The following is a 19,303-nucleotide window of genomic DNA, read 5'->3' on the forward strand; positions in this document are numbered from 1 at the left end:
TGATGAACGGATACCCATAAATGCGTACCAGTAACTATCTTCTTTCTACTCTGAAGGAGACACCAAACGACGCAGAAGTTGTAAGTCACCAGCTCATGCTGCGTGCAGGTATGATTCGTAAGCTAGCTTCAGGTCTATACACTTGGCTACCTACGGGTCTACGTGTTCTGCGTAAAGTCGAAAACATCGTTCGCCAAGAGATCGATAATGCAGGTGCAGTTGAGACTTTGATGCCCGTAGTGCAGCCGTTTGAACTATGGGAAGAGACCGGCCGATCTGAAAAGATGGGTGATGAGCTTCTTCGCTTCACTGACCGTCATGAGCGTCCGTTTGTACTTAGCCCAACAGCAGAAGAAGTGATCACTAGCCTTGTTCGTAACGAAGTTAACTCGTACAAACAGCTACCACTGAACCTGTACCAAATCCAAACTAAATTCCGTGATGAGCGCCGCCCACGCTTTGGTGTTATGCGTGCACGTGAATTCTCTATGATGGATGCGTACAGCTTCGACATCGACAAAGAAGGCTTAGAGAAGTCTTACGAAGCGATGCACGATGCCTACTGCAAAGCGTTTGATCGCATGGGTCTAGATTACCGTCCAGTGCTCGCTGATACTGGCGCTATCGGTGGTAACGGCTCACACGAGTTCCACGTATTGGCAGAAAGCGGTGAAGACCTTATCGCCTTCTCTTCTAAGTCTGACTACGCTGCAAACATCGAAAAAGCAGAAGCATTAGCACCTACTGCAGAGCTTGCCGCTCCAACTCAAGAGATGACAATGGTTGATACGCCAAATGCGAAAACCATTGCGGAGCTTGTTGAGCAGTTCGATCTACCAATCGAGAAAACAGTTAAGACGCTATTTGTTAAGGCATCTGATGAAATCGAAGCGCCACTTGTTGGCCTTATCATCCGTGGTGACCACGAGCTTAACGAAATCAAAGCCGAGAAAATTGCTGAAGTTGCCTCTCCTCTCGAGATGGCAACAGAAGAAGAAATTCGCGCAGCGATTGGTGCAGGCCCTGGTTCACTAGGCCCTGTTGGTCTTGAGCTACCGTTTATTGTTGACCGCTCGGTTGCAGTAATGAGCGATTTTGGCGCTGGCGCTAACATTGATGACAAGCACTACTTTGGCATCAACTGGGGTCGTGACGTTGAACTGGGTAAAGTAGAAGACCTACGCAACGTTGTTGAAGGCGATCCAAGTCCATGTGGCCAAGGTACTATCCTGCTTAAGCGTGGTATCGAAGTGGGTCACATCTTCCAACTTGGTAAGAACTACTCAGAGAAGATGAACTGTGGCGTGCTTGGTCCTGACGGTAAGAACGTTATCCTAGAGATGGGTTGTTACGGTATCGGTGTCTCTCGTGTGGTAGCAGCCGCTATCGAACAGAACAACGACAAATACGGCATCATCTGGCCAGACGCTATCGCTCCATTCCAAGTTGCGATCGTACCTATGAACATGCACAAGTCTGAGCGCGTTAAAGAAGCAGCAGAGAAGCTATACGCAGAACTGACTGCAGCGGGTATCGAAGTGCTATTTGACGATCGTAAAGAGCGTCCAGGTGTGATGTTCTCTGATATGGAACTTGTTGGTGTTCCTCATACTGTGGTTATTGGTGACCGCAGCATGGACGAAGGTAACTTCGAATACAAGAACCGTCGTACTGGTGATAAAACGCCAGTGGCTATCGATGACATCGTCGCGCATGTTAAGGCTCAATTGGCTTAGTGCTAACACCTTTTAGTTCGCTAGTTTAAGAGGCCGCTTTGCGGCCTCTTTCTTTTCCTACAGTAACTCTATGTACCGTTTCCCCTTCCTCATCCATCTCACTTATAACCGTTAAATTCACTCGTGCATTTACGCAAAATCCATCCGCGCTCTCAAAAACCTAAAAATACACTTAATTACACCTATATACATAAGCCATACAACAGCATGAAAAATGCTGACAAAACCACTCATAAGCGATATTCTTTCTGCAATTTTATTGTCAATTTTCTCATATCAGACCTATTTCAGAATGAAAGCTTTAAAAACTCGCTTAAGACAGTTCGATCATTGGCGTCGTGGCTGGATGTCAAACCTCGAGCCAACGCTTTATCGATTGATCAACAATAACCGCCTAAGCCAAAACGCCTTAGTCGAAAAGCCGGATGTGAAATCGATTCTGATTGTTCGCAACAATAAGCGCATCGGTAACATGTACTTCCTGATACCATTTGTGCGTCAAATACGTGCCCAGTATCCAGATGCAAAGCTCACTCTGATGCTGAATCAACCTTGGCAAGGCGAGGTTTTTGCCAATATGGGCGTTGATGAGATTGTCTATTCTCACTTCTCATTCAAAGAAATCGTCAGCTGTTTAAAGTCGGTATTCACATTGAGAAAAAACGACTACGACCTAATTGTTGCGCCTTATCGCTCAACGGGTGATGCAGTTCTTGTTTCTGTGTTGGCAAGTAAAAACAAAGTCGCCGAGCACCACCTTGGAAGTGATGTTGCCTTTACTCATACCTTCCAAAAAGACGATGACCTTCACCATACCGCGCTGACAAGCTTGTACCTCATCAAGGCTCTTGGTAATACGCTTATCTTGCCAGTTTCTCATCAGATTGAGCTTAGCCAAGAAGAAATTACAGCAGGGCAAGACGCAATGGCGGGGCTGTATTCCGGTGAAGATCGAGTTTGTGCGTTTTTCCGTGGCGCCCGCGGAGCCAAGCAGCTCTCTAATGCCGAATGGACAGACATTCTAATTAAGTTTGAGCAAGAATCGGAACGCCCAATTAAATGGGTAGAGATCCTTAGTCCAGATATCACATCGCCTCTGAAACCAGACTATGCCACTTACTCAAATAAAAACATGCGTATCTTGGCTAGTTTTCTGAAAAATACTGATGGCTTTATTTGCTGTGATACCGGTCCTTTGCACTTAGCCGACGCAGCAGATGTGAAATGCTACGGTCTGTATAATAAGACCGATCCTCGCACATTCGGTGTCATTGGTGCTCAGAGTGTCAACATCACTGATTTCAACACGCCAAGCAAAGGACATAATGAATTGGTTGAGGCTCTATAAGGGACTCGCATGAGTATCTTTTAAGACTCTCTTGGTCAATCCAATCTGAATAGCACCTAATAAAGGTGCTATTCGCCCCACGCTTCTTCATATTCTGTTCATCTTCACTCTCTTACTATGACTCTATACCCGAGTAGCCCTATAGGTCCGAGGAGAAAGAAATGAACTTAAAATCCTTACTGAATCAAGCCCTTAGTTCCGATATAGTCAGTCAAGCCACGCAGAAAGCGAGCCAATCATCGTCAAGTATCGGTCAGACATTAGGTGACAAGAAAACACTTGGTGCTTTCGGTGCTGGCGCCGTGGGTGGTGGATTGCTTGGTATGCTGATGGGCTCTAAGAAAACCAAAAAGATGGGTAAAACTGCCCTTGGCGTCGGTGGTGCTGCCGCCCTTGGCGCACTCGCATACAAGCTGTATAACGACTACAACAAAGATAGCAACCAACCCTCAGGCTCCGATCCAGCGTTATCGTCGCCAGCAAACTTTTCTCAATCTAGTCAACATGATGAATCCGTGCTCAAAGCCATGATTGCAGCGGCTAAAGCCGATGGTCATATTGATGAACAAGAAATGGCCAAGATTGAACAAGCATTAACACAAATTGATGCCGATAGTTCTGTTCAGCAATTGATTCAAGCTGAGATAGCTAAGCCACTTGAACCGGCAGAAATTGCTCGACTTGCGGTATCACCAGAGCACGCAACGGAAATCTATTTAGCAAGCCTGTTAGTCGCCGATGAGCAGAATTTTATGGAAAAGGCGTACTTGAAAGAGTTGGCCACCCAGCTTGGGTTAGAGGATGGGTTGGTCGAGCAACTAAACGCTCAGGTAGGTCGGTAGTATTGAATCGATAATGCGTTCCTAGGGTTTGCCCTAGGAACCACCATCAGAGCGAACGAGATTACTCTTCGTTTTCTGCTGCCGCCGCTGCTGCTTTCGCTGCGCGTGCTTCCGCTTTACGCTCATTGCGCTTTGCTTGGTTTTCGATAAAACCAGCGAGCTCTTTCTCCGCCCACGCTTGAGCCAATTCTTGGCTCTCAAAGCCCATCTCACGCTTAGACACAACCGTGCGACGAGAAGTCACTTGACGAATGATCTCTGCAGACCAACCGTTACGCTTTTCCGTTAGACGGATAGTAAATTTTTTATTTTCAGACATTTATGTATTTCCTAAAGACTTTGTTAAGGGATATTCCAGCAATGTAATACTGACCATCCCTAAGCCAGCGCGGTATTAGAACACAAATCGAGCGCTGACGCTCAGAGTTTTTATAAGAAAAAGTCCCCAGTGTTTCCACTGAGGACTTCATTAACTATTGGGTTGTAACCTTTGAGGCAGTTGCCTTAGCTTGATTACTTACCAACGTTCACGCGAGCGTTGCGGAACATGCGCATCCAAGCACTGTCTTCACCCCAAGACTCTGGCGCCCAAGAATTAGCAACCGTACGGAATACACGCTCTGGGTGCGGCATCATGATAGTCACACGACCGTCACGAGTCGTTAGACCTGTGATTGCGTTTGGTGAACCGTTCGGGTTGTTTGGATATTGCTGCGTTGGGTTACCGTGGTTATCAACGTAACGCACTGCTACCGTACCTGAAGCTTCAATCGCATTTAGGTGGTCAGTGTCGCGAACCTCTACGCGGCCTTCGCCGTGAGAAACTGCGATTGGCATACGTGAACCTTCCATGCCATCGAAGAAGATAGAGTCAGACTTCTGAACTTCTACTAGGCTAAAGCGAGCTTCAAAACGCTCAGATTCGTTACGAACGAAGCGTGGCCACAGGTCTGCACCTGGGATCAGCTCTTTTAGGTTCGATAGCATCTGACATCCGTTACACACACCTAGTGAGAAGGTGTCTTCACGGTGGAAGAAGTTCTGGAACTGGTCACGTGCTTGGTCGTTGAACAGGATAGACTTCGCCCAACCTTCACCCGCACCTAGAACGTCACCGTAAGAGAAGCCACCACAAGCCACAAGACCTTGGTACTCTTCTAGAACCGCTTGCCCCGTCAGGATGTCGCTCATGTGGATGTCTGTTGCTTCAAAGCCAGCACGGTCAAACGCCGCTGCCATTTCAACGTGAGAGTTAACACCCTGCTCACGAAGAATTGCCATCTTAGGCTTAGCGCCCGTCGCGATGTATGGCGCTGCAACGTCTTCTTTAACGTCGAAGCTCAGTTTCACGTTTAGACCAGGGTCAGAGTTGTCTTTCTTCGCTTCGTGCTCTTGGTCTGCACACGCAGAGTTGTCACGTAGAGACTGCATCTTGTGTGTAGTTTCAGCCCAGATAGTACGTAGCTCTGTACGAGAGCGCTCAATCACAACCGCATCACCAGAAGTGATAACGAAGTCATCAGACGCTTCAACGCTGCCGATTACGTGAGAGCATGCTTCTAGGCCGTTCGCCGCTAGAACCGCTTTCACTGCTTCTAGGTCGTCATTCTTAACCTGAACAACCGCACCTAGTTCTTCGTTAAATAGTGCCGCTAATGCATCTTCGCCTAGGCTGGCAATATCTGCTTTCACACCACAGTGACCCGCGAATGCCATCTCAGCAAGCGTAACGAATAGACCACCATCACCTTTATCGTGGTAAGCCACTAGCTTGTCATCACGAACAAGGGTTTGCATCGCATCGAAGAAACCTTTTAGCTGCTCTGCGTTATCGACGTCTGCTGGCTTATCACCAAGCTGCTTGTAAACCTGTGCCAATGCCGTTGCGCCTAGACGGTTTTTACCGTTACCAAGATCAACAAGAACAAGAGACGATTCACCTTTGTCAGTGCGAAGCTGCGGCGTGACCGTCTTACGAACATCTTCCACACGACCAAACGCAGTGATAACCAGTGAAAGTGGCGACGTGACTTCTTTGTCTTCACCGTTCTCGTTCCACTTGGTCTTCATCGACATTGAGTCTTTACCTACTGGAATCGTTAGGCCCAGTGCTGGACATAGCTCTTCACCTACCGCTTTCACCGCTTCGTAAAGACCTGCGTCTTCACCTGGGTGACCCGCTGGAGACATCCAGTTAGCTGACAGCTTGATACGCTTGATATCGCCGATGTCTGTCGCTGCAATGTTAGTTAGAGACTCACCTACCGCTAGACGAGCAGACGCGCCAAAGTCTAGTAGAGCAACTGGTGTGCGCTCACCCATAGACATCGCTTCACCGTGGTAAGTATCGTAGCTCGCTGCTGTTACTGCGCAGTTTGCTACCGGCACCTGCCAAGGACCCACCATCTGGTCACGAGCAACAAGGCCTGTCACCGTGCGGTCACCGATGGTGATTAGGAAAGTTTTCTCTGCAACTGTTGGTAGACGAAGAACGCGGTCAACCGCATCGTTCATTTCAATGCCTTCACGAGAGATCGCAGGGCTGTCTACTTTCAGTGTTTTCGCATCACGGTGCATCTTCGGCGTTTTGCCAAGAAGGATGTCCATCGGCATGTCGATTGGCGTGTTGTCGAAGTGTGAATCTTCAAGTTTCAGTTCACGCTCTTCTGTTGCCACACCCACTACTGCGTAAGGTGCGCGCTCACGCTTACAGATAGCATCGAATGCTTCCATGTTCTCTGGCGCTACCGCCATTACATAGCGTTCTTGAGATTCGTTACACCAGATCTCAAGTGGGCTCATGCCTGGCTCATCGTTTGGTACGTCACGAAGCTGGAAGATACCACCGCGCTCACCATCATCAACAAGCTCAGGAAGTGCGTTTGAGATACCGCCCGCGCCCACATCGTGGATAAATGCGATTGGGTTGTCTTCACCTAGCTGCCAGCAGCGGTCGATCACTTCTTGACAGCGACGTTCCATCTCTGGGTTTTCACGCTGTACTGACGCAAAGTCTAGGTCTTCAGCAGACTGACCAGATGCCATAGAAGACGCTGCACCGCCACCAAGACCGATGTTCATTGCAGGACCACCAAGTACAATTAGGCTTGCACCTACAGGGATCTCTTTCTTCTGAACGTGCTCATCACGGATGTTACCCATACCACCAGCAATCATGATCGGCTTGTGGTAACCACGCACTTCTTCACCTGCGTGTGATGTAACTTTCTCTTCGTAAGTACGGAAGTAACCCAGTAGGTTTGGACGACCAAATTCGTTGTTAAATGCCGCGCCACCTAGTGGACCTTCTAGCATGATATCTAGGGCGTTAACGATACGGCCTGGCTTACCAAAGTCGGTTTCCCAAGGCTGTTCGAAGCCAGGAATGCGAAGGTTAGACGTTGTGAAACCAACAAGACCTGCTTTTGGCTTACCGCCAATACCTGTTGCGCCTTCGTCACGGATTTCACCGCCACTACCTGTCGATGCACCCGGCCATGGAGAAATCGCTGTTGGGTGGTTGTGTGTTTCCACCTTCATTAGGATGTGCGCTTTCTCGTGGTTGTAGCCGTATTGACGTGTTTTTGGATCTGGGAAGAAACGACCCACTTCAGAGCCTTCCATAACCGCTGCATTATCTTTGTATGCAGACAGGACGTGGTCTGGTGTCGTTTCAAATGTGTTTTTGATCATCTTGAATAGCGACTTGTCTTGCTTAACGCCGTCGATAGTCCAATCTGCGTTGAAGATCTTGTGACGACAGTGCTCAGAGTTCGCCTGTGCAAACATCATCAATTCGATGTCTGTTGGGTTGCGCTCTAGCTTAGTCACAAAGCTTTCAACTAGGTAATCAATTTCATCTTCTGCAAGTGCAAGACCAAGCGTCACGTTCGCTTCTTCTAGTGCTTTGCGACCGCCTGTTAGTAGATCAACATCGGCAACTGGTGCTGGCTCTGCGACTTGGAACAGCGCTGCCGCTGATTCGAAGTCAGAGAAAACCACTTCCATCATGCGATCGTGGATCACTGCTTTAAGCTCAACAAGTTGAAGCTCAGTCAGTTCGCTTGATGTCTCTACATAGTAAGCAGTACCGCGCTCTAGACGAGTCACTTTGTCTAGGCCACAGTTGTTCGCAATATCCGTAGATTTAGAGGACCATGGCGAGATGGTGCCAGGGCGAGGTGTCACTAGTAGCAGTGTGCCTGTTGGCTCGTGCTCTTCGATAGTTGGACCGTAAGTCAGCAACTTCTCTAATTTTTCAACTTCAGACTCATCCAGGTCTGCCGTTAGGTCGGCAAAGTGGGCAAACTCAGCGTAAATACCTGTTACTGGTAGGTTTAGTTCACGACAAAGCTCTAGTAGCTTGTTAACACGAAACTCAGAAAGAGCTGGGGAACCACGCAAAATTCTCATGTGCTTAGGTCTCTTATGCAGTTGATTTAGGTGAAATTCTTATAAATTCAATCAGTTAATAGTAAAAACTGAACTTATAACGATTTCTCCTACCTTGATGCGGCGGTATTATAGAGGATTTTTTTTTGTGACGTAAGCGTTGGCGCAAACGTTTTCGTCATTTTTTTTTGTTTTGCCGAAATACGCTAGAGATCGATGATAAAGTGACCACTCTCGGGTGTTTCTGCTATCTCGCTTTGCCAAGGACCTCAGCTTTGGTATAAAGACAGCACTAACGTTGTGAGATCTATGAATTAATGCAAAGTCTTTCTGCTGCTCGCTGGCCTAATCGTCGCTGGTTAAAATTGCTATCTGTGTGCCTTTTCTCAATCGGGTTGGCTGGCTGCCAAATCGATTCTGATCCTAAAAGTGAACTCGAAAACATCAAAGAACGCGGTGTACTTCGCGTAGGTACACTCAATAATCAGCTCTCTTACTATATTGGTCCTGATGGCCCTACTGGCCTCGATTATGAATTAGCCAGACAGTTTGCAGACGCATTGGGCGTTCGTTTAGAGATGAAACCTGCTTATCGTCAAGCAAGCCTATTCCCTGCTCTGCAAAAGGGTGAGATCGATATTATTGCGGCTGGACTTAGTCAGTCTCCAGAGCGTATTCAAGGCTTTCGCGCTGGGCCCGCTTACTACTATGTCAGTCAACAGGTCGTCTATAAGAAAGGTCAGTGGCGTCCGCGTAACCTTGAGCAACTCCTCAACAACCAGCAAGAGTTAATCGATCAAGCTGATGGCGAAGAAGTGTTTGCGATTGTCAAAGACTCACACTTTGAAAAGACCATGGCAACGGTGACCGAAGAACATCCAGAGATCCGCTATTACATCGACGCGAATGCTGACGTCAACGACCTGCTGAAACAAGTCTCCGAGGGCAAACTGAAATTCACCATGGCGGACTCTGTTGAGCTTTCTCTGTCACAGCGCATCTATCCCGACCTGGCCCTCGCCTTTGAGATGACTGAAGATCAGCCAATCTCTTGGTACATGCGTAAATCAGAAGATGAAAGCCTGTATGCCTTGCTTATTGAGTTCTTTGGGCAACTTAAACAGACAGGGGATCTAGCAAACCTAGAAGAAAAGTATCTAGGTCATATCGGCGTATTTGATTATGTGGATACCCGCGCCTTTATCCGAGCGCTCGATAGTAAGCTACCTAAATGGTCACCACTATTTAAAAAGTACTCCAAAGAGTTTGACTGGCGTTTGATTGCCGCTTTGGCGTACCAAGAGTCACATTGGAATCCAGTGGCAAAATCACCAACCGGTGTACGCGGGATGATGATGCTGACATTACCGACTGCCAAAAGCGTTAACGTGACCAATCGACTCGACCCTGAACAGTCTGTGCGTGGTGGTGTGGAATACCTACGCCGAATTGTTGATCGCGTGCCTGACTCAATCAGTGAGCACGAAAAAATCTGGTTTGCCCTCGCTTCCTACAATGTTGGTTTCGGCCACATGATGGATGCAAGACGCCTGACAAAACGCCAAGGTGGCGACCCAGATGCGTGGGCGGATGTGAAAGATCGTTTACCGCTGCTGCGCCAAAAGAAGTTTTACAGTCAGACTCGCTATGGCTACGCGCGAGGCGATGAAGCCCGCAACTACGTGGAAAACATTCGTCGTTACTATCAAAGCATCATTGGTCATGTCGATAAACAGCTCGCTGCGCAAGCTGAGGAAGAGCTCAGTACCGAAGACTTGATCGTGATTCCACCGCTACCACCTGTGTCAGGCGCGGTTTCTAGCGCAGAGGCAACCATCAGTGCCGCGCAATCTACAGAAATACCCGCCGTTGGTGGCAATACAGGTCGCTAACTATCACTCTCTTTCAAGTGTGCGAAATCTAGTTCACTTCGCACACTTGAAATCCGACCACTAAGCCCTTACATTACTGTTTGAGACTAGAGGAGACGATCGTCCTGATCCCTCGACTTTTCTCATCTGGCAGGTACGTCCGTACCATCCACAAACTGTGCATACTTTTTCAGCGGCTCTAGTCAAGAGTAGAAAAAGTGTGTGTTGGACTCCGACATCGATCCATTGATAAGGACATCTAGTACGTCATTAAGCGTATAGAGTTAGATCGGAGAGGTTTACCAGTAGTGAAAGGAGGTAGTTTTATGCTTGCAAGGAAACGAAAGCAATCTAAACACCTTAATAAGACGGTGGCAGCAAACCGCCGCAAACGTAAGATGGCTAACAATAAGAAGAAAGTTATTTGGCGTCATCGAGCGTTTATGCAGCTTCTATCTTCATAGATAGCGAGCAGCAACAGCAAAGACAGCAAGCATCTGCGATGCAGATGTTTGCTAAATATCCAACCTGGTCACACCAACCTTCAAAATTCTATCTATTTCAATTCTGGATGCTATTCCAACTCTGGGCGCTGTTTTTAATCTAGGTGCTGTTTTTAATCTAAGTGCTACTCTGATTCTGAACGCCTGGCTTGTTTCGCTGCTTTAATCTCTTTGCGGCGGCGTTTAAAGAATGCTTGCAACTGATGACGGCACTCTTGCTCCATCAGTCCTGATTCTACATCAGCATAATGATAAGATGCTTGGCTCTCAAATAGGTTGAGTACTGTGCCAGCTGCTCCTGCTTTTAAATCTGGCGCACCAAAAACCACCCGCTTTACTCGGCTGTGCAGCAAGGCTCCTGCGCACATAGGGCAAGGCTCTAGGGTGACATACAGGGTGGTATCAAGCAGTCGATAGTTTTCTAACACTTGTCCAGCTTTGCGTATCACCTGCATTTCGGCGTGCGCGCTGGCATCGTGAGCACCAATAGACTGATTCCATCCTTCAGCGACCACTTCACCATCTTTGACAAGCACCGCTCCGACGGGGACTTCTCCCTCTTCTTCTGCGTGAGAGGCAAGCTCCATTGCACGTTGCATGAAGGCATAGTCTTGTTCGCTGAAAACGTGTTCTGTCGTAGTCGCTGGCGATGTTGGTTTATCGGTCATGAGGCTCTCGGTTTAATGCTTCAGATAAATAGTCGATCAAGGTTCTTATTTTAGACGTTAGCATGCGGTTTTGAGGATAGAGTGCCCAGATACCCTCTTGATCCCCACGGTATGGTGTTAATACTTCCACCAGCTCACCCGTCTCCAAATAAGGCTGCACATAATAGTCGGGAAGCTGCACAATTCCCAATCCTTTTAGTGCGGCATCAACCAGAGCGTAGCCGCTATTGCATTGCACCCTGCCATCAACATGAATCAGTCTTTCTGCCCCTTTGTCTTCAAACCGCCAGTATTTGGTTGACCCGCGAAGGCACTGATGGCGTTTTAATTCCGAAAGTGTATGAGGCTCACCGTGCTTGGCCAGATAGTCTGGACTTGCACAAACGAACATATGACGATCCAACAGTTTGCGCGCCATCATACTAGAGTCATCAAGCTTCCCTAGCCTTACCGCAAGATCATAACCCTCTTGAACCAGATCCATCTTTTGGTTAGATAACACCAAGTCCAACTCAATCTGAGGGTACTGCAGTAGAAACTCATGCATCAGCGGAGCCAATACCTGCTCTCCAAAGGTGACTGGCGCGGTCATCTTAATCCGCCCAGTAGGACTGGCTTGCAGCTGTGTGATAGCGAGCTCCGCTAACATGAGCCCTTCTACAAGTGGCTTACAGTGCTGATAGTAGGTTGCCCCAACCTCTGTGACCGAGACCTTTCTGGTTGTACGAACGAACAACTTCACTGCTAACTTATCTTCTAACGCCGTGACTCTGCGGCTGATATTGGCAACAGAGGTCGACAGTCGCTCTGCAGCAGCCGTAAAACTCTGCGTCTCTACGACCGCAACAAACTCATTAATACCTTCCCAGTTCGCCATAGACCAATCTCACTATTACAAATAAGTAATAGTGTATTTCAAATTCTCGTGATTATCATTTTTTAAGAAACAAATATACTCCTTGTCATTCGATGCAAACGGAGTGAAGTGAACTAACCTTATTGAGTTAGCCGTTTGTGTTCTTAAGTAAAGATTCGTGACCTTGAAGGAAAGGAAAAACCATGACTGAACAATTTATCAAATCACGCGCAGCTGTCGCTTGGGGTCCAAACCAACCACTAAAAATGGAAGAAGTCGACGTCATGCTGCCAAAGGCAGGTGAAGTACTGGTGAAAATCGTGGCGACTGGTGTTTGCCACACTGATGCATTTACCCTCTCCGGTGACGATCCAGAAGGTATCTTCCCAAGTATTCTTGGTCACGAGGGTGGCGGTATTGTTGAGATGGTTGGTGAAGGCGTAACGAGTGTTGAGGTGGGTGACCATGTTATCCCACTGTACACAGCTGAGTGCGGCGAATGTAAATTCTGTAAGTCGGGTAAAACTAACCTGTGTCAAGCGGTTCGTGAAACTCAAGGTAAAGGTCTAATGCCAGATGGTACGACTCGCTTCTACAAAGACGGTCAGCCAATTTACCACTACATGGGCTGCTCTACGTTCTCTGAATACACCGTACTGCCTGAGATTTCGCTGGCTAAAGTGAACAAAGAAGCCCCACTTGAAGAAGTGTGTCTCCTTGGCTGCGGCGTAACGACAGGTATGGGCGCAGTACTGAACACAGCCAAAGTTGAGAAAGGCGATACCGTCGCGATCTTCGGTCTTGGTGGCATTGGCCTGTCTGCAATTATCGGTGCACGTATGGCTGGTGCGAGCAAGATCATCGGTATCGATATCAACGAAAGCAAATTCGAGCTCGCTCAACAACTAGGCGCAACAGACGTGATTAACCCACAGAAGTTTGATAAGCCAATTCAAGAAGTTATCATCGAGATGACTGATGGTGGTGTTGATTACTCGTTCGAGTGTATCGGTAACGTCAACGTGATGCGCCAAGCACTTGAGTGCTGCCACAAAGGTTGGGGTGAGTCGGTTATCATTGGTGTTGCAGGTGCTGGTCAAGAGATCTCTACTCGTCCATTCCAGCTTGTTACTGGCCGCGTATGGCGTGGTAGTGCATTTGGTGGCGTTAAAGGTCGCAGTGAGCTTCCAGAGATCGTTGAACGCTACATGGCAGGTGAGTTTGGGCTACAAGAGTTTATCACTCACACTATGCCTCTTGATGAGATCAACGAAGCGTTCGAGCTTATGCACAAAGGCGAAAGTATCCGCAGCGTAATTCACTACTAAGATCCAGCTTAGGGCTCTGCATACAGAGCCCTTCTTTCATTTAGGTTGATAGAATGACAATAGAAAACCTCAGCCAAGCAAAAGTATTTGGCGGCTGGCATAAGCAATACCAACATACCTCAAGCGCTCTAAATTGCTCGATGCGCTTTGCAATTTACTTACCGCCAGAGGCGAGTGCCGACAACCCAGTTCCAGTGCTTTATTGGCTATCAGGCTTAACCTGTACCGATGAGAATTTCATGCAAAAAGCAGGCGCGTTTCGCGCTGCTGCTAAGCTTGGTATTGCCATCGTTGCACCGGATACCAGCCCTCGTGGAGAAGGCGTGCCGGATGACCCAGACGGTGCCTACGATTTTGGTCTCGGTGCTGGCTTCTATGTGAATGCCACTCAAGCTCCTTGGGATGAACACTATCAGATGTACAGCTACATCGTAGAGGAGTTGCCGAAGCTAGTCGAAGAGCACTTCCCTGTAACAAGCGTGCGCTCTATCTCTGGACATAGCATGGGCGGACACGGCGCACTGACTATTGGTCTTAAGAACAGTGACCGCTACCGTTCGATATCTGCATTTAGTCCGATCAGTAATCCTATGAACTGTCCTTGGGGACAAAAAGCGCTGAGCCATTACCTTGGCAACAATACCGAACAATGGAAGCAATACGATAGTGTCGAGCTTCTGAAAAGTGCCCAAGCTACCCTGCCGATTTTAGTCGAGCAAGGTGAAGACGACGGATTTTTGCAAGAGCAACTCAAGCCTGAACTGCTACTAGCGGCGGCGGAAAGCTCAGGCAGTGATGTAAAACTTCGCATGCAGCCAGGCTACGATCACAGCTACTTCTTTATCCAAAGCTTCATCGATGATCACTTACGCTTTCACGCCGGATTCTTAAAAGACTAGTTTTCAGCTTGAGAAACTAAAACCGAGAGCGACAAAACAAAAAGCCCGCCAAGGCAATCATACCTGGCGGGCTTTTTTAGTCTCTTACTACAACTTACATAGTGTAAGTGTATGGCGCTTGGATACCTAGTGGGATACCTAGAGCCCAGTAAGCTAGCAAGAAGATAGTCCAACCAATCAGCATTGCGATTGAGAATGGCATCATTAGAGAAGCTAGCGTACCGATACCAGTAGACTTCACGTAGCGTTGGCAGTAAACCACAACCAGTGGGAAGAATACCATTAGAGGTGAGATGATGTTCGATACAGAGTCACCAACACGGTAAGCTGCTTGAGATAGCTCAGGAGAGATACCAACAGCCATTAGCATTGGAACTAGGATTGGACCAATCAGTGCCCACTTCGCTGATGCAGAGCCAACCAGTAGGTTAACAAATGCAGTTAGCAGAATCATACCAACGATCGTTGCCTGACCTGGCAGGTTCATCGCTTTCAGACCTTCTGCACCGTAAAGTGCCAGCATAGTACCGATGTTTGACTGACCAAACGCCGCAAGGAACTGTGCACAGAAGAACGACATTACAATGTATGCGCCCATGGTTGACATGGTCGTACCCATCGCTTTAATGACATCGTCGCTGTTCTTAAATGTGCCAGATACACGACCGTATACGTAGCCAGGGATGATAAACAGGATGAAGATAAGTGGAACGATAGACTGCATTAGTGGTGCAGAGAACGCTGTGATCTCACCTTCTGGAGAGCGAAGTGCTGATGATTCTGGAATGATTGCAGCGATAAGCAGTGCAATACCCGCCATCATAGCCCAACCTGCCGCGCGGAACGCTTTAGATTCTGTCTCTGTGAACGTACCTAGATCTGGTGCTTCTTCTGCATCTTCATCAATTGGTGTGTTCGCTAGGCGTGGCTCAATGATTTTCTCAGTAACATACCAACCGATAGCAACGATGATCACAGAAGAAAGACCTGTGAAGAAGATGTTTGCTAGTGGGTTAACAATGTATTCTGGGTCTAGAACCTGCGCAGATGTTTGCGTGAAACCAGCAAGTAGTGGGTCAATACCAGATGGGATGAAGTTTGCAGAGAAGCCGCCTGATACACCAGCAAACGCTGCTGCAATACCCGCAAGTGGGTGACGACCTGCCGCGTGGAAAATGATACCACCTAGAGGAATAACTAGAACATAGCCTGCATCCGCTGCTGTGTGAGAAACGATAGCAACAAGAATCAACATAGGTGTTAGAAGTTTCGCTGGCGTGAAGTTCAGCATCTTCTTAAGACCAGTAGTGATGAAGCCTGAAGAATCAGCAACACCAACACCCAGCATCGCAACCAATACGATACCTAGAGGCGCAAAACCAGTGAAGGTTGTGACCATGTTAGCAAGGAAACTAGCCAGAGCTTGACCCGTTAGAAGGTTAGTTACTTCTAATGGCGCGTCTGTACGTGGGTTAATCAGGTCGAAACTGACATTTGATAAAAGTGCTGATGCAACCCAAACAATAACGAGAGCCCAGAAAAATAAGATAGCAGGATCTGGGATCTTGTTACCCGCTTTCTCAATAAAGTTTAAAAAGCGATCCATTCCAGTCGGCTTTGGAGCTGGCGCTTGATTAATCGATTGGTTACTCATGGTAACTCCGTGTGTGTGATGTTGTTATTTGTGAATCTCAAGGCAAGTTTCACTGTGACATAAAATCTGCGTGACCATTCTATTTAAAAAACATGAAAAGAGTAGATAATTTGGAACTTTTTCCATATTTGTAGACTTATTTTGCAAAAATTACCGATTATCATAACATTTAACCAACAACAATTAGCACAATAGCAAAACAATTATCTAACTAGCACGCAAAATGCCCGATGATATAAAGATAGCTTATAATTTAACCGCATTCTAAAAACTGAGGCTGTGCATCACTTGGCAAGCGCTATTGGTAAGAGGGTAATGTGCAATGAAAACAGATAGTTGATATTAGAAATCGCACAGAGAGAACGATTTCAATAGTTTGAAGATATAGCAACCCGTTGTGATGCTCTGAATGTTAATCAAATTCACTAAAACGAGAGATCTGCGTTGTTAACGATAGGTTTTGTGATTGCCCTAGCCTATCGCTCCAAGACACATTCACGACAACGGTTTTGACATTCCCATCCATGGTGACTGTGGGTACTGTCCAGGTCAGAAAATAGGGATCGCGTAACTCTGAGCCATCAATAATATCGGCGTCAAAGTCTGCGACGTCCATAGAGGAGTCTACGCTGTTTGCGCCTCGAGTACGAAACCACTCCAACTTTGCTTCTGCCAAACCAAGGGCCTGAATACTGCTGTAGGCATAATCGGAGCGCTGTTCGATGAAGGTTTGCATTTTGACCAGTCCTAGCGCTCCGACGCCAACGAGACACATGGCAATCATCACCTCGATTAAACTAAAACCACGCTGATTAGAAGTCACGCCATGCGCCCTTTTTCCAAGTAAACAGAGAGGTGTTGGCTTGTGCTTGGCGAATGACATCTCGATTGTAGTGAAAGGAAAGTGAATCTCTAAATAGAGAAACATGGCTTGAGTCGGGGTAATCAAAAAAGACACCACCAGTGATGCTAAAACTTCCGCCCTGGTAATACACGGCTAAACCATAGTCATCAGGAAAATGAGCCACCGCGCTATCCGCTAGATCGAGCGTTTTCCAGGCTTCTTCAGATGGTGAAAAGTCATAATTAAAATGAAAAACCACGCCATCGAGCGTCGCTGCGCCTTGAAGCGCAAAAAGCCCATCATGTACGACTAGAGTGATTGCTTTTTTCTCGAGTCCTGTAGGGTTGAGTGCCGACTTTATTGCGGCAAGCTCTGTAGAAGAGATAACGCATGAACCTTCAACCCAGAGTTTTCGTGCATCCGCCTCGAGCTGCTCAATGATCGCTGCTCCGCAGTTTTTTGCCCCTAGCTGTTCTCCAGCTAAATCAATAATATGGAAATCGCCACTGTCTCTCACAGAGTCATGATACTGAGGCTCGACGCCGAAAAAATCCTTGAAGATGTTAAGCTTCGAATCTTTCTTGAAATCACTTAACAGGCATTGAGGTTGGGAGTCAGACGAACAACTGCCATTCACTATTGTTTTCTCAACACAGTCTTTCTCATTGTGCTCAAAGCCCTGATAAGGCAAATTGCCATGAACGACACCACTATTGGTAATCGATGCGTTAGCGGTAAATCGTCCACCAAACCTCACAGCCGTACAATCCCACTTTCCATCTTCAAGTTTTGAGCCAGGGTCCGGTGTGGTGATATTCACAGCACTCTTTGCAACAAAGCTTCCACTACTTTGCAGCGCACCAGACTGCAGGTTGGAGCTTGAAGGGATAAAACGCCGACTCACCACATGAGACCCCGCTTTAGCAGAAAGGATGATCTCTTGCGTCGATTCGTCCAAAGTAAAACTAGGGACAATCTCTATACCAGCATCACATGCGGTTACGCTCTTTGGCATCATTAATGTTGGGACAAACTGTGCTACCCCACATTCAACTCCCCCTTCAGCCTGCCAGTAGGCTTTTCTCGACTCGACTTCATTTTGCGCACGTTTTATCTCGTAGAGTGCAGCTCTATAAGCGCCCATTGTGATAATAAGTCCAACGACCAGTAACAGCCCTGTAGTCATTAGGGTGACGACTCCCGACTGCTTCATCATTGCCCATTCCTCACTAAAAACTGTCGAGTGAGCGTGCTGGAAATGTCCTCGTTTTGTCGTAGCTGCGCTTCGAAGGTCATATCAATAAACTGATGAGAGGCGTTATCACTCGCGACTAGATGGCTCTGTAAGGAAAACGAAGCAACATGAATGAGGTTTGGCTCAAATATGGACGTGCAACCAGAAGCTTGTGAGAATGAAGTCGCCTTCGCGCCACTCGCAACACTGGTTTTCTCTCGACATATCGCAAGCCTCCCCCTTTGCGAGTCGTGCTGCCAAACCACGTTTTCCACCGGTGCCTGACCTCTATCATCTCGATACGCATATTGAGCAACTGAGCCACTCTGGGAGATAAAAATGGTTCCAGATGCCCCCAAAGCCACTAAGCTCTCATCTTTGACGCCATCGTAGCCTGCTCGAATCATGTCGTTTTGAATCCGCCTCGCGGTGGTTGCCAACGCTTGATTCAAAAGCAGCAGTTGAGATCGCTGTGAAGCGTGACTTTGAACGGAAACATAGAGGGAACCGACAAGGGATATCAGCAGAATGCCTGCCGCTGATGCAACCAGCATCTCAATAAGAGCAATGCCTTTTTGCCTTCTCACCTTAGCAAGCCCCCAGACCAAACTCAGCGCCATGTTGACAGGCACGTACCCGACCAGAGTTCGCATCTGTCACGATTTTGGCGAAGCCCACACTCTGGGGATAGGGTTTTATGGTGATATTGCCCGCCGCTCGAGCCGCCCCTGTAATGTGGTCAACCTTAACTTGCTTTCCATTGTAGTTGACCTCTAGCGTAATGCCGTCAAAGGGCGCGCCATAGAGCGTAAACAACCTATCCGTATCTGCACTGTTTAAGCTCTCACTGTTGGCCACAACTGCGCTCCAATCACCATTTGAAGCGCCCTCAGGTAACCCTTCAAAATGCAGCCAAAGCGGCTGATTGCGCAGTATGGATTCTGCTTGTGTCTGCACAATGATGCCGTAAAGTTCTAAAACAGCTCGCTCTACCTTGTTGGACTTAGCTGTATTGGTAAACGCAGGCACCATTGCCATTAAAATAATGCCAGAGATGACGATGGTGATGATCAATTCCAAAAAGGTAAAGCCGCGAACCATTTCCCAAATACCTATGAAACAAATAAC

General features: G+C 47.6%; 16 protein-coding genes. 7 read left to right on the plus strand and 9 right to left on the minus strand.

All coding sequences use genetic code 11. The features are described 5' to 3' along the window. The first annotated feature begins 20 nt into the window (after positions 1-20). From LY387_RS12865 to LY387_RS12875, 3 genes are all read left to right on the plus strand, one after another. A complete protein-coding gene (locus LY387_RS12865; RefSeq protein WP_234494398.1) occupies positions 21-1,736 on the plus strand; it encodes a proline--tRNA ligase in 1,716 nt (571 codons plus the stop codon). A gap of 292 nt (positions 1,737-2,028) precedes the next feature. Continuing rightward, positions 2,029-3,084 carry a glycosyltransferase family 9 protein gene (locus LY387_RS12870; RefSeq protein WP_234494399.1) on the plus strand — a complete coding sequence of 352 codons (1,056 nt, stop codon included), beginning with the start codon at positions 2,029-2,031 and terminating at the stop codon, positions 3,082-3,084. Between the two features lie 161 nt (positions 3,085-3,245). Continuing rightward, positions 3,246-3,926 (plus strand): tellurite resistance TerB family protein, encoded by a 681-nt coding sequence (locus tag LY387_RS12875; protein ID WP_234494400.1) that lies wholly within the window; start codon positions 3,246-3,248, stop codon positions 3,924-3,926. A gap of 61 nt (positions 3,927-3,987) precedes the next feature. On the opposite strand, the gene LY387_RS12880 is transcribed toward LY387_RS12875, so the two are convergent. Next, positions 3,988-4,245 (minus strand): DUF3622 domain-containing protein, encoded by a 258-nt coding sequence (locus tag LY387_RS12880; protein WP_234494401.1) that lies wholly within the window; start codon positions 4,243-4,245, stop codon positions 3,988-3,990. A gap of 194 nt (positions 4,246-4,439) precedes the next feature. After that, positions 4,440-8,339: a phosphoribosylformylglycinamidine synthase gene (gene purL / locus LY387_RS12885; protein ID WP_234494402.1), complete on the minus strand. Its 3,900-nt coding sequence runs from the start codon at positions 8,337-8,339 to the stop codon at positions 4,440-4,442. A gap of 296 nt (positions 8,340-8,635) precedes the next feature. Here purL and mltF point away from each other — a divergent pair, with 296 nt between their 5' ends. Next, on the plus strand, positions 8,636-10,210 hold the full coding sequence (gene mltF, locus LY387_RS12890) for a membrane-bound lytic murein transglycosylase MltF (RefSeq protein WP_234494403.1): 1,575 nt from the start codon (positions 8,636-8,638) through the stop codon (positions 10,208-10,210). Between the two features lie 305 nt (positions 10,211-10,515). Further along, positions 10,516-10,653, plus strand: a complete 138-nt coding sequence (locus LY387_RS12895; protein ID WP_197058801.1) for a hypothetical protein — start codon at positions 10,516-10,518, stop codon at positions 10,651-10,653. Positions 10,654-10,817: 164 nt separating this feature from the next. Here the strand turns inward: LY387_RS12895 and tadA are convergent, their stop codons facing one another. Further along, on the minus strand, positions 10,818-11,360 hold the full coding sequence (gene tadA / locus LY387_RS12900; RefSeq protein ID WP_234494404.1) for a tRNA adenosine(34) deaminase TadA: 543 nt from the start codon (positions 11,358-11,360) through the stop codon (positions 10,818-10,820). Further along, positions 11,350-12,237 carry a LysR family transcriptional regulator gene (locus LY387_RS12905; RefSeq protein WP_234494405.1) on the minus strand — a complete coding sequence of 296 codons (888 nt, stop codon included), beginning with the start codon at positions 12,235-12,237 and terminating at the stop codon, positions 11,350-11,352. Before LY387_RS12905 ends, tadA begins: the two co-directional genes overlap by 11 nt. Positions 12,238-12,419: 182 nt before the next feature. Here LY387_RS12905 and LY387_RS12910 point away from each other — a divergent pair, with 182 nt between their 5' ends. Further along, the gene (locus LY387_RS12910) at positions 12,420-13,544 is read left to right on the plus strand and encodes an S-(hydroxymethyl)glutathione dehydrogenase/class III alcohol dehydrogenase (RefSeq protein ID WP_128647859.1); all 1,125 of its coding nucleotides are present in this window, start codon (positions 12,420-12,422) and stop codon (positions 13,542-13,544) included. Positions 13,545-13,597: 53 nt separating this feature from the next. Continuing rightward, positions 13,598-14,443: an S-formylglutathione hydrolase gene (gene fghA / locus LY387_RS12915; protein WP_234494406.1), complete on the plus strand. Its 846-nt coding sequence runs from the start codon at positions 13,598-13,600 to the stop codon at positions 14,441-14,443. Positions 14,444-14,537: 94 nt separating this feature from the next. Here fghA and LY387_RS12920 read toward each other — a convergent pair whose 3' ends face one another. The 5 genes from LY387_RS12920 to LY387_RS12940 all read right to left on the minus strand — a co-directional run bounded on the left by LY387_RS12920 (position 14,538) and on the right by LY387_RS12940 (position 19,276). Continuing rightward, the gene (locus tag LY387_RS12920) at positions 14,538-16,097 is read right to left on the minus strand and encodes an AbgT family transporter (protein ID WP_234494407.1); all 1,560 of its coding nucleotides are present in this window, start codon (positions 16,095-16,097) and stop codon (positions 14,538-14,540) included. 412 nt (positions 16,098-16,509) lie between these two features. After that, entirely contained in the window at positions 16,510-16,920 is a 411-nt protein-coding gene (locus tag LY387_RS12925; protein WP_234494408.1) for a type IV pilus modification PilV family protein, read from the minus strand. After that, positions 16,910-18,157: a hypothetical protein gene (locus tag LY387_RS12930; protein WP_234494409.1), complete on the minus strand. Its 1,248-nt coding sequence runs from the start codon at positions 18,155-18,157 to the stop codon at positions 16,910-16,912. The genes LY387_RS12925 and LY387_RS12930 overlap by 11 nt, the downstream gene beginning before the upstream one ends. Then, on the minus strand, positions 18,154-18,795 hold the full coding sequence (locus LY387_RS12935) for a PilW family protein (RefSeq protein ID WP_234494410.1): 642 nt from the start codon (positions 18,793-18,795) through the stop codon (positions 18,154-18,156). Before LY387_RS12935 ends, LY387_RS12930 begins: the two co-directional genes overlap by 4 nt. After that, positions 18,764-19,276, minus strand: a complete 513-nt coding sequence (locus LY387_RS12940; protein ID WP_234494411.1) for a GspH/FimT family pseudopilin — start codon at positions 19,274-19,276, stop codon at positions 18,764-18,766. Before LY387_RS12940 ends, LY387_RS12935 begins: the two co-directional genes overlap by 32 nt. Positions 19,277-19,303 lie beyond the last annotated feature (27 nt).

The sequence above is a fragment of the Vibrio maritimus genome, assembly GCF_021441885.1.
Classification (GTDB): Bacteria; Pseudomonadota; Gammaproteobacteria; order Enterobacterales; family Vibrionaceae; genus Vibrio; species Vibrio maritimus_B.